Origin of the sequence: Stenotrophomonas sp. PS02297, from assembly GCF_029959705.1 — a bacterium.
Lineage (GTDB): Bacteria > Pseudomonadota > Gammaproteobacteria > Xanthomonadales > Xanthomonadaceae > Stenotrophomonas > Stenotrophomonas nitritireducens.
In genome coordinates this window covers 1-14,271 of sequence record NZ_JASCOS010000012.1, presented here as the reverse complement: position 1 = coordinate 14,271, position 14,271 = coordinate 1, and the positions used below count along the sequence as shown (strand labels likewise).

At 68.4% G+C, this 14,271-nt stretch carries 13 protein-coding genes; 9 read left to right on the top strand and 4 right to left on the bottom strand.

The features are described from left to right. Window positions 1-165: 165 nt before the first annotated feature. Together QMX80_RS04770 and typA are read right to left on the bottom strand one after the other, a co-directional pair. Window positions 166-648, bottom strand: a complete 483-nt coding sequence (locus tag QMX80_RS04770; RefSeq protein ID WP_055767532.1) for a DUF2127 domain-containing protein — start codon at window positions 646-648, stop codon at window positions 166-168. Between the two features lie 5 nt (window positions 649-653). Next, the gene (gene typA, locus QMX80_RS04765) at window positions 654-2,483 is read right to left on the bottom strand and encodes a translational GTPase TypA (RefSeq protein ID WP_055767535.1); all 1,830 of its coding nucleotides are present in this window, start codon (window positions 2,481-2,483) and stop codon (window positions 654-656) included. A gap of 209 nt (window positions 2,484-2,692) precedes the next feature. Here typA and QMX80_RS04760 point away from each other — a divergent pair, with 209 nt between their 5' ends. The 6 genes from QMX80_RS04760 to QMX80_RS04735 all read left to right on the top strand — a co-directional run bounded on the left by QMX80_RS04760 (window position 2,693) and on the right by QMX80_RS04735 (window position 8,789). After that, window positions 2,693-3,187 (top strand): peptidylprolyl isomerase, encoded by a 495-nt coding sequence (locus tag QMX80_RS04760; RefSeq protein WP_055767537.1) that lies wholly within the window; start codon window positions 2,693-2,695, stop codon window positions 3,185-3,187. Between the two features lie 121 nt (window positions 3,188-3,308). After that, on the top strand, window positions 3,309-4,292 hold the full coding sequence (locus QMX80_RS04755) for a malate dehydrogenase (protein ID WP_055767540.1): 984 nt from the start codon (window positions 3,309-3,311) through the stop codon (window positions 4,290-4,292). Window positions 4,293-4,428: 136 nt separating this feature from the next. Beyond that, window positions 4,429-5,052 (top strand): RluA family pseudouridine synthase, encoded by a 624-nt coding sequence (locus tag QMX80_RS04750; protein ID WP_055767542.1) that lies wholly within the window; start codon window positions 4,429-4,431, stop codon window positions 5,050-5,052. 95 nt (window positions 5,053-5,147) lie between these two features. Continuing rightward, window positions 5,148-7,028, top strand: coding sequence for a propionate--CoA ligase (gene prpE / locus QMX80_RS04745; RefSeq protein WP_282275573.1), 1,881 nt, complete (start codon window positions 5,148-5,150; stop codon window positions 7,026-7,028). A gap of 120 nt (window positions 7,029-7,148) precedes the next feature. Continuing rightward, complete coding sequence (locus tag QMX80_RS04740) at window positions 7,149-7,628, top strand: hypothetical protein (protein ID WP_055767545.1); 480 nt, start codon at window positions 7,149-7,151, stop codon at window positions 7,626-7,628. Window positions 7,629-7,727: 99 nt separating this feature from the next. Beyond that, window positions 7,728-8,789, top strand: a complete 1,062-nt coding sequence (locus QMX80_RS04735) for a suppressor of fused domain protein (protein ID WP_282275572.1) — start codon at window positions 7,728-7,730, stop codon at window positions 8,787-8,789. Window positions 8,790-8,813: 24 nt separating this feature from the next. Here QMX80_RS04735 and QMX80_RS04730 read toward each other — a convergent pair whose 3' ends face one another. Together QMX80_RS04730 and QMX80_RS04725 are read right to left on the bottom strand one after the other, a co-directional pair. Beyond that, a complete protein-coding gene (locus QMX80_RS04730) occupies window positions 8,814-10,301 on the bottom strand; it encodes a HAMP domain-containing sensor histidine kinase (protein ID WP_055767553.1) in 1,488 nt (495 codons plus the stop codon). After that, the gene (locus tag QMX80_RS04725; RefSeq protein ID WP_282275571.1) at window positions 10,298-11,017 is read right to left on the bottom strand and encodes a response regulator transcription factor; all 720 of its coding nucleotides are present in this window, start codon (window positions 11,015-11,017) and stop codon (window positions 10,298-10,300) included. The genes QMX80_RS04730 and QMX80_RS04725 overlap by 4 nt, the downstream gene beginning before the upstream one ends. 144 nt (window positions 11,018-11,161) lie before the next feature. On the opposite strand from QMX80_RS04725, the gene msrB reads away from it, so the two are divergent. The 3 genes from msrB to msrA are packed head-to-tail and all read left to right on the top strand — an operon-like array spanning window position 11,162 to window position 14,220. Continuing rightward, window positions 11,162-11,665, top strand: a complete 504-nt coding sequence (msrB, locus tag QMX80_RS04720) for a peptide-methionine (R)-S-oxide reductase MsrB (RefSeq protein ID WP_055767558.1) — start codon at window positions 11,162-11,164, stop codon at window positions 11,663-11,665. Between the two features lie 34 nt (window positions 11,666-11,699). Next, complete coding sequence (locus QMX80_RS04715) at window positions 11,700-13,469, top strand: cytochrome c biogenesis protein DipZ (protein ID WP_282275568.1); 1,770 nt, start codon at window positions 11,700-11,702, stop codon at window positions 13,467-13,469. Window positions 13,470-13,485: 16 nt separating this feature from the next. Continuing rightward, a complete protein-coding gene (gene msrA, locus QMX80_RS04710) occupies window positions 13,486-14,220 on the top strand; it encodes a peptide-methionine (S)-S-oxide reductase MsrA (RefSeq protein WP_282275566.1) in 735 nt (244 codons plus the stop codon). Window positions 14,221-14,271 lie beyond the last annotated feature (51 nt).

Below are 14,271 nucleotides of genomic sequence, written 5' to 3'. Positions count from 1 at the left end.
GCTATCGGGCCGGGCCAGCCTTGGCAAACCCACGCCCGGGGCCATGCTGGCATCCATGGCCGGGGTGCCGCTGCATGCGGTTCAGTGCGATGTCTGGCGCAGACGGGCAAGGAGAGGTCGCGCGCGAACCTGTCCCCGCCGCCTGGCTCCCCGGGGAATCGATCTTCAGCGCGCGGCCGGCGGCCGGCGTTTGCCGATGTCCCTGGCCAGCACCCAGACCACGAGGATGTTGACGGCCAGCAGCAGCCACGAGGCCCAGCCGGGATGGCGGACGATGGCGTAGATGTCCAGCGGCAGGTACAACGCCGCGGAAATGCAGCCCAGCCACGAAGCCCAGGCCTTGGCGCGCCACAGGCCCCAGGCTTCCAGCGAGCGCAGCAGGCCGTAGGCGACCAGGGCGATGGCGCCGACGTGCACGGTGTCGGGCGTGATCATGTCCAGCAGCGTGGAGAACGAGCCGTGCTCCGGATCGGCACCGACGCGGCGGATCAGCGTATTGACGATGTTGCGCAGGGGAGCGGGCCCGGAGATCTCCAGGCCCGCGGCGGCGAGGAAGGCCAGCACGGCCTTGACCGCTTCCAGCAGTGCGATGGCGGCAAGTCCCGGATGCGCATGCGGATCCGGGTTGTAGGGCTTGCGCGCGGACAAGTCGATCAGCCGGCGCGGGAGGCGCGCTTGCGGTCGCTTTCGGTCAGGAACTTCTTGCGCAGGCGGATTTCCTTCGGCGTGATTTCCACCAGCTCGTCGTCGTCGATGAAGTCCAGGGCCTGTTCCAGCGAGAACTTGATGGCCGGGGTCAGCTGGATCGCATCGTCCTTGCCCGAAGCGCGCATGTTGGTCAGCGGCTTGGTCTTGATCGCGTTGACGGTCAGGTCGTTGTCCTTGGAGTGGATACCGATCAGCTGGCCTTCGTACACGTTGTCGCCTTCGGCGGCGAACAGCTTGCCGCGTTCCTGCAGCGGGCCCAGCGAGTAGGCCGGGGTGGCGCCCGGGGCATTGGCGATCATCACGCCGTTCAGGCGCTTGGCGATGGCGCCCTGTTCCTTCGGACCGTAGTGGTCGAACACGTGGAACAGCAGGCCCGAACCCTGGGTCAGGGTCTTGAACTCGTTCTGGAAGCCGATCAGGCCACGCGCCGGGATCTTGAAGTCCAGGCGCACGCGGCCCTTGCCGTCCGGCTCCATGCCTTCCAGCAGCGCCTTGCGGGTGCCCAGCTTTTCCATCACGCCGCCCTGGTGCTGCTCTTCGATGTCCACCACCAGCTGTTCGATCGGCTCCATCAGCTGGCCGTCGATTTCCTTGATGATCACTTCCGGGCGCGACACGGCCAGCTCGTAGCCTTCACGGCGCATGGTTTCGATCAGCACCGACAGGTGCAGCTCGCCACGGCCGGAGACCAGGAACTTGTCGGCGTCTTCGAGCAGCTCGACCTTCAGCGCCACGTTGTGCACGGTCTCGCGCTCCAGGCGTTCCTTCAGCTGGCGGCTGGTCAGGAACTTGCCGCCGGACAGGTCCTTGTTGCCGGCGAACGGCGAGTTGTTGACCTGGAAGGTCATCGAGATGGTCGGTTCGTCCACGGTCAGGGCCGGCAGCGCCTCCGGGGTGTCCAGCGCGCAGACGGTGTCGGAGATGGTCAGTTCCTGGATGCCGGAGATGGCGATGATGTCGCCGGCCTGGGCTTCCTCGACCTCGATGCGTTCCAGGCCCATGAAGCCCAGCACCTGCAGGACCTTGCCCTGGCGCTTCTTGCCTTCGCGGTCGATCACGATGACCGGCTGGTTCTTCTTGACCTTGCCGCGCTGCACGCGACCGATGCCGATCACGCCGACGAAATTGTTGTAGTCCAGCTGGCTGACGCGCATCTGGAACGGGCCTTCCGGATCCACGTCCGGCACCGGCACGTACTTCATGATCGCTTCGAACAGCGGGGTCATGTCGCCCGAGCGCACGGTGTCTTCCAGGCCGGCGTAGCCGTTCAGGCCCGAGGCATAGACGATCGGGAAATCCAGCTGCTCGTTGGTGGCGCCGAGCTTGTCGAACAGGTCGAACACCTGGTCGATCACCCACTCCGGACGCGCGCCCGGGCGGTCGACCTTGTTGACCACGACGATCGGCTTGAAGCCCATCGCGAAGGCCTTCTGGGTGACGAAGCGGGTCTGCGGCATCGGGCCGTCCATCGCGTCGACGAGGATCAGCACCGAGTCGACCATCGACAGCACGCGCTCCACCTCGCCGCCGAAGTCGGCGTGTCCGGGGGTGTCGACGATGTTGATGCGGTTGCCATTCCACTTGATGGCCGTGTTCTTGGCCAGGATGGTGATGCCGCGTTCCTTTTCCTGGTCGTTGCTGTCCATGACGCGCTCGGCGAGCACCGTGCGCTCGCCCAGCGTGTCGGAATTCTTGAGCAGGCAGTCAACCAGGGTGGTCTTGCCATGGTCGACGTGGGCGACGATGGCGATGTTGCGAAGGTTTTCGATGGACATGCGAAAGACGGCCAGCCGGTGCCGTGAATGGGGAAAAGAAGTCCAACATTATACGGGCATGCGGCCGATCCGCGAAAAGGGGCGGTGGCGGGCCCCGGGAGGGGCATTCAGCCGGCGGCGGGCGGAGTGAGGGCGGGGGAAGTCGGCCCGCCGGGGGCGGGTGTATCCTATGCGGTCTGCGATAGACGTCTTCTCCCACAAGGATTCCCATGTCCCTGACCGCCCATTTCGACACCTCCCGCGGCCCGATCAAGGTCGAGCTGTTCGCCGACAAGGCGCCGCTGACCGTGGCCAATTTCGTCAACCTGGCCAAGCGCGGGTTCTACGACGGCCTGAATTTCCACCGCGTGATCGCCGATTTCATGATCCAGGGCGGCTGCCCGGAGGGCTCCGGCCGCGGCGGCCCGGGCTACCGTTTCGAGGACGAGGCCAACAACGGCGTGCGCCACGAGCGCGGCGTGCTGTCCATGGCCAATGCCGGCCCGAACACCAATGGCAGCCAGTTCTTCATCACCCACATCAAGACCGACTGGCTGGACGGCAAGCACACCGTGTTCGGCAAGGTGACCGAAGGCCTGGACGTGGTGGATTCGGTCAAGCAGGGCGACCTGATCAACAAGATCACCATCGAAGGCGATGCCGACGCCGTGCTGGCCGCCAAGGCCGACCGCGTGGCCGAGTGGAACAAGATCCTCGCCGCCTGACCTGCCAACGGCCACCCGCAGGGGTGGCCGTTTCCATGATGCGCCCCGATTCCAGCCCCGCCTCCGCGACCGCGAAGGCCGGGGCAGTCCCAGAACACCTTTCTTAGCAGAGGAAACCCCCATGAAAGCACCCGTACGTGTCGCCGTGACCGGCGCTGCCGGCAATATCGGCTATGCCCTGCTGTTCCGCATCGCTTCCGGCGAAATGCTGGGCAAGGACCAGCCGGTCATCCTGCAGCTGCTCGAGATCGACAACGAAAAGGCCCAGGCCGCGCTGAAGGGCGTGGTCATGGAACTGGAAGACTGCGCCTTCCCGCTGCTGGCCGGCGTGGTCACCACCGCCGATCCGCTGGTGGCGTTCAAGGACGTCGACGTGGCCCTGCTGGTCGGCGCCCGTCCGCGCGGCCCGGGCATGGAGCGCAAGGACCTGCTGCTGGAGAACGCCAAGATCTTCACCGTGCAGGGCAAGGCGCTCAATGCCGTCGCCAAGCGCGATGTGAAGGTGCTGGTGGTCGGCAACCCGGCCAACACCAACGCCTACATCGCCATGAAGTCGGCCCCGGACCTGGATCCGAAGAACTTCACCGCCATGCTGCGCCTGGACCACAACCGTGCCCTGAGCCAGCTGTCGGCCAAGACCGGCAAGGCCGTGGACAGCTTCGAGAAGTTCACCGTGTGGGGCAACCACAGCCCGACCATGTATCCGGACTACCGCTTCGCCACCACCGGCGGCGCCTCGGTGGCCGAGCTGATCAACGACCAGGAATGGAACGCCAACACCTTCATCCCGACCGTCGGCAAGCGCGGCGCGGCGATCATCGCCGCCCGTGGCCTGTCCTCGGCCGCGTCGGCCGCCAATGCCGCCATCGACCACGTGCATGACTGGGTGCTGGGCAGCAACGGCAAGTGGGTGACCATGGGCGTGCCGTCCGATGGTTCCTATGGCATTCCCGAAGGCGTGGTGTTCGGTTTCCCGGTGATCACCGAGAACGGCAAGTACAGCATCGTCAAGGACCTGTCGATCGACGACTTCTCGCGCAAGTACATCGACATCACCCTGGGCGAGCTGGAAGAAGAGCGCGCCGGCGTGGCCGACCTGCTGTAACCGCAGCGGTCCGGTGGCATGACGAACGGGGAGGCTCAGGCTTCCCCGTTCTGCTTTGGGCAGTGCCTGCCCGGTTGCCGGCCAGCGGCCGACCCTACGCCCGGTGCCCGGGCTCTGCTCTCCATTTCCGTACCGCATGTATCCCGACATCGCACTGCATTACATCGACGATGCCTTCCTGGTCGCTGAAAAGCCCCCCGGCCTGCTGTCCGTGCCCGGGCGGCTGCCGGAGAACCAGGATTGCCTGGTGTCGCGATTGCAGGCGGTTTACGCGGACGTGCTGACCGTGCATCGCCTGGACCAGGTGACCTCCGGGTTGATGCTGCATGCGCGCGGCAAGCAGATGCAGGCGGCGTTGTCGGCGCAGTTCGAACAGCGCCGCGTCGGCAAGCGCTATGAGGCCGTGGTCGAGGGCGTGGTCGAGGGCGATGCCGGCGAGATCGCCTTGCCGCTGATCTGCGACTGGCCGAACCGGCCGAAGCAGAAGGTGGACCATGAACACGGCAAGCCGGCGCTCACGCGCTGGCGGGTGCTGGCGCGCGATGCGCCGGCCTGCCGCACGCGGCTTGAACTGGAGCCCGTCACCGGGCGCAGCCACCAGTTGCGGCTGCACCTGGCCAGTCTCGGCCATCCGATCGTCGGCGACGTGCTGTACGGCGCGGCTGCTGCCGCGCGCGTACATCTGCATGCGCGCCGCCTCGCATTCGCGCATCCGCTGACCGGCGAGGCGGTGGCGTTCACCTCGCCCTGTCCGTTCTAGCGCCTTCGGCTTTCGTCGTACGACCATCGTCGCAGGGAGCGGCGATCCGCGCGGGACTATGCTCGAAGCGGACCAGGCAGGTGCCGGAGGACGTCGTGCAATACGAGCAGATCCATCGCCGTTCCATCGAGGAGCCCGAGGCGTTCTGGGCCGAGGAGGCCAGGGCCATCCACTGGCATCGTCCGCCGCGGCAGATCCTGGACTACTCCAATCCGCCGTTCCGGCGCTGGTTCGTCGGCGGCCAGACCAATCTCTGCTACAACGCCGTTGACCGCCATCTGCAGGAGCGCCCCGACCAGCTGGCGCTGGTGGTCGTTTCCACCGAGACCGGCACGACCCGCGAGATCACCTACCGCCAGCTGTACCGCGAAGTGAACGCATTCGCCGCGGTGCTCAGGCAGCTGGACGTCGGCCGCGGCGACCGCGTGGTGATCTACATGCCGAACATGGCCGAGGCGGTGTTCGCCATGCTGGCCTGCGCGCGCATCGGTGCGGTGCATTCGGTGGTGTTCGGCGGCTTCGCCGCGCACAACCTGGCGCTGCGCATCGACGACGCCCGGCCGAAGCTGCTGATCGCCGCCGACGCGGGCATGCGCGGCGGCAAGGTGATTCCGTACAAGCCCATGGTCGATGCGGCATGCGCCGAGGCCTCCAGCCCGCCGCCGAAGGTGTTGATCGTCTCGCGCGGGCTGGATGCGGGCATGACCCGGGTGCCGGGGCGCGACGAGGACTATGCGGTGCTGCGCGGACAGGTCGGCGACGTCGAAGTGCCGGTGGAATGGCTGGAATCCAACGAGCCCAGTTATCTGCTCTACACCTCGGGCACCACCGGCAAGCCGAAGGGCGTGCAGCGCGACGTCGGCGGCTACGCGGTGGCGATGGCGCAGTCGATGCGCACGGTGTTCGACTGTGCGCCCGGGCAGGTGATGTTCTCCACCTCCGATGTCGGCTGGGCGGTGGGGCATTCCTACAACGTATATGGGCCGCTGATCGGCGGCTGCACGTCGCTGCTGTACGAAGGGCTGCCGACGAATCCGGACCCCGGCATCTGGTGGGCGCTGTGCGAGCAGTATGGTGTGCGCACGATGTTCTCCTCGCCCACCGCGATCCGCGTGCTGAAGAAGCACGACGTGGATTTCATCCATCGCCACGACCTGTCCGACCTGAAATACCTGTTCCTTGCCGGCGAGCCGCTGGACGAACCCACCGCACAGTGGATAGGCAATGCGCTGCGCAAGCCGGTGATCGACAACTACTGGCAGACCGAGACCGGCTGGCCGGCATTGACGCTGCTGCCGGGCCTGGACATGAAACCGGTGAAGTTCGGTTCGCCGGGCTTTCCCAATCTCGGTTACCGGATGAAGGTGATCGACGAGCAGACCGGCGCTGAAGTCGCGCCCGGACAGAAGGGCGTGCTGGTGATCCAGCCGCCGCTGCCGCCGGGCTGCATGAGCACGGTCTGGAACGACGACGAACGGTTCCTCAAGAGTTATTTCGGCCATTTCGACGAGTTGCTGTACAGCTCGCTGGACTGGGCCATCCGCGACGAAGAGGGCTATACGTTCATCCTCGGCCGCACCGACGACGTGATCAACGTGGCCGGGCACCGGCTCGGCACGCGCGAGATCGAAGAGGCCGTCAGCAACCACCCGCGCGTGGCCGAGGCGGCGGTGATCGGCGTGCACGACGAACTGAAGGGGCAGGTGCCGCTGGTGTTCGTCACGCTCAAGCAGGCTGCGGCCGCGGACGAGGTCCCGGCGTTGTCGGCGGAGATGGTGCGGCAGGTCACTGCATCGCTCGGGGCGGTGGCGCGCCCGGCCCATGTGCATATCGTCAATGCGCTTCCCAAGACACGTTCGGGTAAGCTGCTGCGGCGTTCGCTGCAGGCCCTGGCGGAGCGGCGCGACCCGGGCGACCTGTCGACACTGGATGACCCGGGCGCACTCGAGGAAATCCGCCGCGCGCTGGGGATATAGCGCGGGCCGCAGGGCGGCGATCGCAGGGGACGGTGCGTACGCATGCAGGCACGACGGGGCGGGGGCCCCGCCTGCGGTCCGCGCGCATCGTGGTTGCGGTGCACAAATGCGGGAGGGGTAATGGCGTTGATCCATGCCAAGACGGCGGCTGGCCGTCGCGAGATCGAAGACCGCGGCCTGCGCCTGGCGCCGGCGCTGCGCTCGGTGCTGTTGCTGGTGGACGGGCAGCGCGACAGCCGCGAACTGCAGCAGATGGCGCAGGGCCTGCGTGCGCCGGAGGACGTGCTGGAGCAGTTGCTGGCACTCGGGCTGATCGAGGCGGTCGGCGGCAGCGTCGAACGCGCGCCGCAGGTGCCGGTCACCATGCAGTTGGGCGACGATCCGCTGCGCTGCCAGCAACTGCGCGACTGGATGGCCGAGTCGGTACGCAGGCATCTCGGGCTGAAGGGGTACCTGATCCAGCTCAAGATCGAGCGCAGCCACAACGCGGTGGGTCTGGAACAGCTGTGGCCGGAAGTGGCGTCCGCCCTTGGGAAGGCCAAGAGTCCGGCGTTCGCCAATCGCTGGCTGGAAGAGACCCGGGCGCTGGTAATGGCGTGATGCCCGCGGTGGCCGGGGCGTGTGGCGATCCCGCGCGTCCCCGGCTGCCTGCCGGTGGCCGGCACTATCATGCGGCCTCTTACCCAGGGAGTCCCAGGCATGGATCGACAGGACGGCGACGGAACCGGCACCGCGGGATGGGACGCCATCAACGCGGCATTGTGCGCGTTGTATCCGGGCCAGGAGCCGAGGCACTACGGCACGCTGGTATCGCACACGCTGGGCGGCGACGACCCGCTGGACGGCATCAGCGTGTACTGGAGCGAACTGCCGTGCCCGCATTGGCACTACGTCACCTACGGTTTCTCCGAGCTGTACGGCAAGCAGAGCGACGATCCGCAGGAAAGCGGTTTCGGCTTCGAACTGACTTTCCGCCTCGCCGCCGGCGAGGGCGCAGGCAGGGTGGGCGAAGTCCCCATGTGGCCGCTGAACCTGCTGCAGAACGTGGCGCGCTACGTGTTCGGCAGCGGCAATGTGTTCGAGGCCGGGCATCATCTCGATGCCAATGGCCCGATCGCGCTGGACGTCGATACGCAGCTGCGGCACCTGGCCGTCGTCGCCGACCCGCGCTTGCCGGCGATCGACACGCCCAACGGGCGCCTGGATTTCCTGCAGATGGTGGGCATGACCGACGAGGAGATGGCGGCGATCAGGCGCTGGTCGACGCTGGGCGTCATGGCCGCGCTCGAACCGGCGATGCCGTCGTGGATCACCGTGCTTGAACGTGCCTCGCTGCTGCGCGATCCGGCGCTGGCCGCACAGGTGGAGGCCGGGAGCCGCCGCGAAGGCTCCAGCACCGGCATGCTGTTCGTGGACACGCTGGACTGGTCCGTCGATGGCGTGCGCACGACGCTGGTGCTGGGCGCGGGACAGGTGGAAAGCGTGCTGGAACTGCTGCCGCTGCGCCTGCACCACGACCGGCCGCTGGTGGTGCTCGGCAGGGAGCGGCAATGGCGGTTCGAGCCGGGCACGGCGGACGACCTGCAACTGGACGACGACGGCGCGCGCTGCGTGCTGTCCGACGCCACGCTTGCGGCGATGCTGGAGGAAATCCGCGCCGAGCGTGGCGTCTATCCGTTGCCGGGCGGAAGGCTGCAGGTGGAGGTGGTGCCGACGCAGCTGCGCGACGGTCGTGGCAACGTGATCCGCGAGATCGGGTGAACCGGCCGCCGGTGCGAACCACCGTCATTGCGGCGGGGCCGGGCGGCGGCCTGCCGCCGCCAGCGAGAAGACGAACACCGCGCCGGCATCGCTCGCGGCCAGTTCGATCCGGCGCTGGTGCAGCTGCAGGATGCGATGCACGATCAACAGGCCGAGACCGCCGCTGTCCGGGCGCCGGCTGTCGAGCGCGGACGGCGCGCTGAACAGCTGCGCGCGCCGTTCCGGGGCGATGCCCGGGCCGGTATCGGCGATACGGACCTCGACCTCGTCGCCGGCGGCCCGCAACGCGACCGTGATGTGGCCGCCTTCGGGCGTGTGGCGTATGGCGTTGTCGAGCAGGTTGGTCAGCACCCGCTCGACCAGCCCGAGGTCGGCCTGGACTGCAGGCAGGCCCGCCGGGATGTCCGCGGCCAGCGACTGCCGCCGCGCCCCGGCCGCCAGTTCGAATTTCTGGAACACGTCCTGCACCAGGTCCGGCAGGGAGAACGCCTGCGGCTCCAGTACCACGCCGCCGTGCTCCAGCCGCGCCAGTTCGAACAGCGCCTGCGCCAGGTGGCCGACCTTGTCGCTCTGCGCCAGCGCGATGGACAGGTAGCGCCGGCGTTCATCGGCACCGAGCGTGGCGTCTTTCAGCGCCAGCGTTTCCAGGTAGCCGTGCAGCGACGACAGCGGCGTGCGCAGGTCGTGGGAAATATTGGCGACCAGTTCGCGGCGCTGCTGGTCCTGCTCGCGCAGCTGCCGCCATTGCTCGGCGATGCGCTGCGCCATGTGGGCGAAGCTGTGCTGCAGGACGACCAGTTCGTCGCGTTCGCCCGGGCGCGGTGGCGCGGATGGCGCGGGCAGCGCGGGAACGCCGGCCTCGACATCGAAGGCCTGGATGTCGCGGGTCAGCCGGCGCAGCGGCCGGGTGATCCAGCGGAAGGCGACGACGCCGGCCAGCAGGCCGACGGCCGCCACGATCGCCAGCGACCACAGGGTGGTGCGCAGGCTGGCGCTGGCCGCGATGTCGGCCGCCAGCGCCTCGCGTTGTTCGCCGGCCAGCACCACGTAGATGTAGCCGACCTGCTGGTCCTGCACGCGCAGCGGCGCGGCGTTGAATACCTTGCGTCCGTTGCTGCTGCGCGGATCGTCGCCAAGGATCGGCAGCGGCGCGCCGGCCAGCAGCGCCCGGACCGGCGCCAGGTCGACGCGGTCGCGCCTGAGGTGGCCATCCGGCGCGTCGTGGCCGAGGATGCGGCCCTGCTCGTCGAGCAGGTAGACCTCCACGCTGGGATTGACCGCCATCAGCTTGCCGAACAGCGCACGCACCTCGCCGTCGCGCAGGCCGCGTGCATCCATCAGTTCGCCGCTGCGCGCGATGTGTTCGGCCAGGCCGCGCGAAAGGCGCTGCACGGTTTCCTGTTCGTGCATGCGCGTGCTGCGCATCTGGATCCATGCCAGCGCGCCGCAGCAGACCAGCAGCAGCGCGCAGAACACCAGCGACAACCGCTGGGAGAGTGTCAGCCGGTTCATTCGTCGCTCCCGCCGCCACCGGCCAGCTTGTAGCCGCGCCCCCACACGGTGAGGATGCGGCGCGGCGCGGCCGGGTCGCGTTCGATCTTGTTGCGCAGGCGGTTGATGTGGGTATTGACGGTGTGTTCGTAACCGTCGTGGCGATGGCCCCAGACCTGGTTGAGCAGGTCCATGCGCGAATACACCTGGTCCGGATGGCGGGCGAAGAAATGCAGCAGGTCGAACTCGCGTGGCGTCAATTCCAGCGCATCGCCATCCACCTGCGCGGTGCGCGCGACCGGATCGATATGGATGCCGGCCACGTCGATCGCGCCGGCATCGATGCGCGCGCTCTGCGCCATCGCCTCGACCCGGCGCAGCAGCGCCTTGACCCGCGCAACCAGCTCCAGCATCGAGAACGGCTTGGCCAGGTAGTCGTCCGCGCCCAGTTCCAGGCCAAGGATGCGATGCACCTCGCTGGCGCGCGCGCTGGTGATGATGATCGGCGTGTAGCGCGGCATCGCCCGCACGTGCCGGCAGATTTCCAGGCCGTCCACGCCGGGCAGCATCAGGTCCAGCACCAGCGCGCTCCAGGCGTCGCTTTCAATAAGGCGCAGTCCGTCGTCGCCGGTGGCCGCATGGGTCACCTCGTAGCCTTCGTCGCGCAGGTGCATGCGCAGCAGGTTGGCGATGTGGACATCGTCCTCGACGATCAGCACGCGTTTGGCGCGGTTCATCGGCACGTCCGGCCGGCTGGGAGATGGCCTCCATTGTGGGTGCAACCCGGCGCCGATGTGTCACGGAAAATTTAACTCCGCGTGAGGATTCGTTGATCGCCACGGGCGCAGCATGGCCGCATCGTTCCTGCCTGGAGACCAGCCATGTCCCTTACCCGTCGCAGGCTGCTGGGCATCGGCGGCGCGGTGGCCGCGGCCGGCCTGTTCGGCGCGGGCGCCTGCAGCCGTGCCGCCCCGGTGCCTCCCGCCGGACAGGGCCGCTTCGAAGTCGTGCACAGCGACGCCCAGTGGCGCCGGCAACTGACGCCCGCGCAGTACGCGGTGCTGCGCGGGCAGGGTACCGAGCGTGCCTTCAGCAGCCCGCTCGACCAGGAGCACCGCCGCGGCACCTTCCAGTGCGCCGGCTGCGCGCTGGCGCTGTTCTCCTCGGCCACCAAGTTCGACAGCGGCACCGGCTGGCCGAGCTTCTGGGCGCCGCTGCACGGTGCGGTCGGCGAGGACCGCGACACCACCTTCGGCATGCTGCGGGTGGAAGTGCACTGCCGGCGCTGCGGCGGCCATCTCGGCCACGTGTTCGACGACGGACCGCGTCCTACCGGGTTGCGCTACTGCATGAACGGCGTGGCCATGAACTTCGTCGCGGCCTGAGCGCCGCCATCCCCGATTCCACCAAGGACTCTCCATGCTCCTGCTCCTGCTGGCCTATCTCGGCGGTGTGCTCACCCTTCTCAGCCCGTGCATCCTGCCGGTGCTGCCCTTCGTGTTCGCGCGCCCTGACCGGCCGTTCCTGCGCAGCGGCCTGCCGCTGCTGGCCGGCATGGCGCTGATGTTCGCGGTCGTCGCCAGCCTGGCGGCGGTCGGCAGCCGCTGGGTGGTGCAGGCCAACCAGGCCGGGCGCTGGATCGCGCTGGTGGTGATGGCGATCTTCGCGCTGGCCTTGCTGTGGCCCGCGCTGGCGGGCCGGCTGCTGTCGCCGCTGCAGCGTATCGGCGGACGGCTGGATGCGTCGGCCGGCGACGGCGGTGGCATCGGCAGCTCGCTGCTGATCGGCGTCGCCACCGGTCTGCTGTGGGCGCCGTGCGCCGGACCGATCCTGGGCCTGATCCTCACCGGTGCGGCGCTGCAGGGGGCGAACATCGGCACCAGCGGCCTGCTGCTGGCTTATGCGTCAGGGGCGGCGACATCGCTGGCGTTGGCGCTATGGATCGGTGGCCGCGTGTTCGCCGCGCTGAAGCGTTACCTGGGCGCGGGTGAATGGATCCGGCGCGGGCTGGGCGCTGCGGCGTTGCTGGCGGTGGTCGCGATCGCCATGGGCTGGGACACCGGCGTGCTGACCCGGTTGTCGACCGTAAGCACCGCGCGCCTGGAGCAGGGGCTGCTCGACGCGCTGCCCGCGCATGAGCCGGCGGCGGGCGGTTCGATGATGATGATGGCCGCGAGCGATGCCGCGCCGCCGGCGTTGCCGGTCGAAGGCACGCTGCCGTCGCTGGCCGGTGCCACCGGCTGGCTCAACAGCCCGCCACTGGATGCGCAGGCGCTGCGTGGCAAGGTGGTGCTGGTCGATTTCTGGACCTACTCCTGCATCAACTGCCTGCGCGCGCTGCCGCATGTGCGCCAATGGTACGAGCGCTATCGCGATCATGGGCTGGTGGTGATCGGCGTGCATGCGCCGGAGTTCGCGTTCGAGCGCGACGTGCGCAACGTGCAGCGGGCGGTGCAGGACCTGGGCGTCACCTGGCCGGTCGCGCTCGACAACGATTTCGCGATCTGGCGCGGCTTCGGCAACCGCTACTGGCCCGCGCATTACTTCATCGACGCGCAGGGGCGCATCCGCGCCCATCATTTCGGCGAGGGCGATTACGAGGAATCCGAGCGGATCATCCGCGCGCTGCTGCGCGAAGCCGGCAGCGCCTTGCCTGACGACGCGACGCCCGCCATGTCTGCCATGTCTGCCATGTCTGCGCCGCGCGGTGGCGTCGAGCGCGAGGCGGACATGGGCAACCTGCGCTCGCCGGAAACCTACATCGGCCATGCGCGTGCGGAGAATTTCGTGTCGCCCGGTGGGCTGCGCGCGGGCAAGGCGTTCGACTACACCGTGCCGGCCACGCTGCGACTCAACCAATGGGCGCTGGGCGGACGCTGGATCGTCGGCGACGAGGATGCGCGGCTGCGACAGGCGGGCGGCCGCATCGCATTCCGCTTCCATGCGCGTGACCTGCACCTGGTGCTGGCGCCGGAAGCAGCCGGCACGCCGGTGCGCTTCAAGGTGCGCATCGACGGTCATGCGCCAGGCGCCATGGCCGGCGGCGACGTGACCGCCGATGGCGATGGGCAGGTGGACGGCAACCGCCTTTACCAGCTGATCCGCCAGGACGGCGCGGTGGAGGACCGCAGCTTCGAGATCGAGTTCCTCGATCCGGGCGTGCGCGCCTACGCCTTTACTTTTGGTTGACCCACGGAGGCCGGCGATGAAGCCTGTGATGGAAAAATGGGTTGCCGGCGGCGTTGCCTTCCTTGTCGCCGGCCTGCTGGTGGCGGGGGTGCTCAGCCTCGATCGCCCGGTGCACGCCGCCGCCGCGGCGGTGCGCGTGCCAGCGCCTGTCGGCATCGCCGATCTGCGCCAGCCCGGTGTGATGCATGCCCGCGTGGTATTCGCCGGTGGCTGCTTCTGGGGTGTGCAGGGCGTGTTCCAGCATGTGAAGGGCGTGGAGAGCGCGGTATCCGGTTACATCGGTGGCAGCGCGGCCGACGCCCGCTATGCGCGCGTGGGCACGGGCACGACCGGCCACGCCGAAGCGGTGCAGGTGACCTACGACCCGGCGCAGGTCGGCTACGCGCAGTTGCTGCAGGTGTTCTTCTCGGTGGTGCACGACCCCACGCAGCTGGACCGGCAGGGGCCGGACCGTGGCAGCCAGTATCGTTCGGCGGTCTATGCCGACGACGCGGCGCAGCGCGCGGCGACGCTGGCCTATATCGACCAGCTGCAGCGCAGCGGCGTGTTCGCCGCGCCGGTGGTGACCCGGGTCGATGGCGGCAAGCGCTTCTATCCGGCGGAGGAATACCACCAGGACTATCTCGTCCTGCATCCGGACGCGCCCTACATCCGCATCAACGACCTGCCGAAGATCGAGGCGCTGAAGCGGCAGTATCCGGCGCTCTACCGTAACAGGCCACGACGGGTGGCGACCTTGTCGGTGCGTTGATGGCAGCTCCGGCGGGGGGAAACGCGACGGGCCGCCGGTGGTGCCACCGGC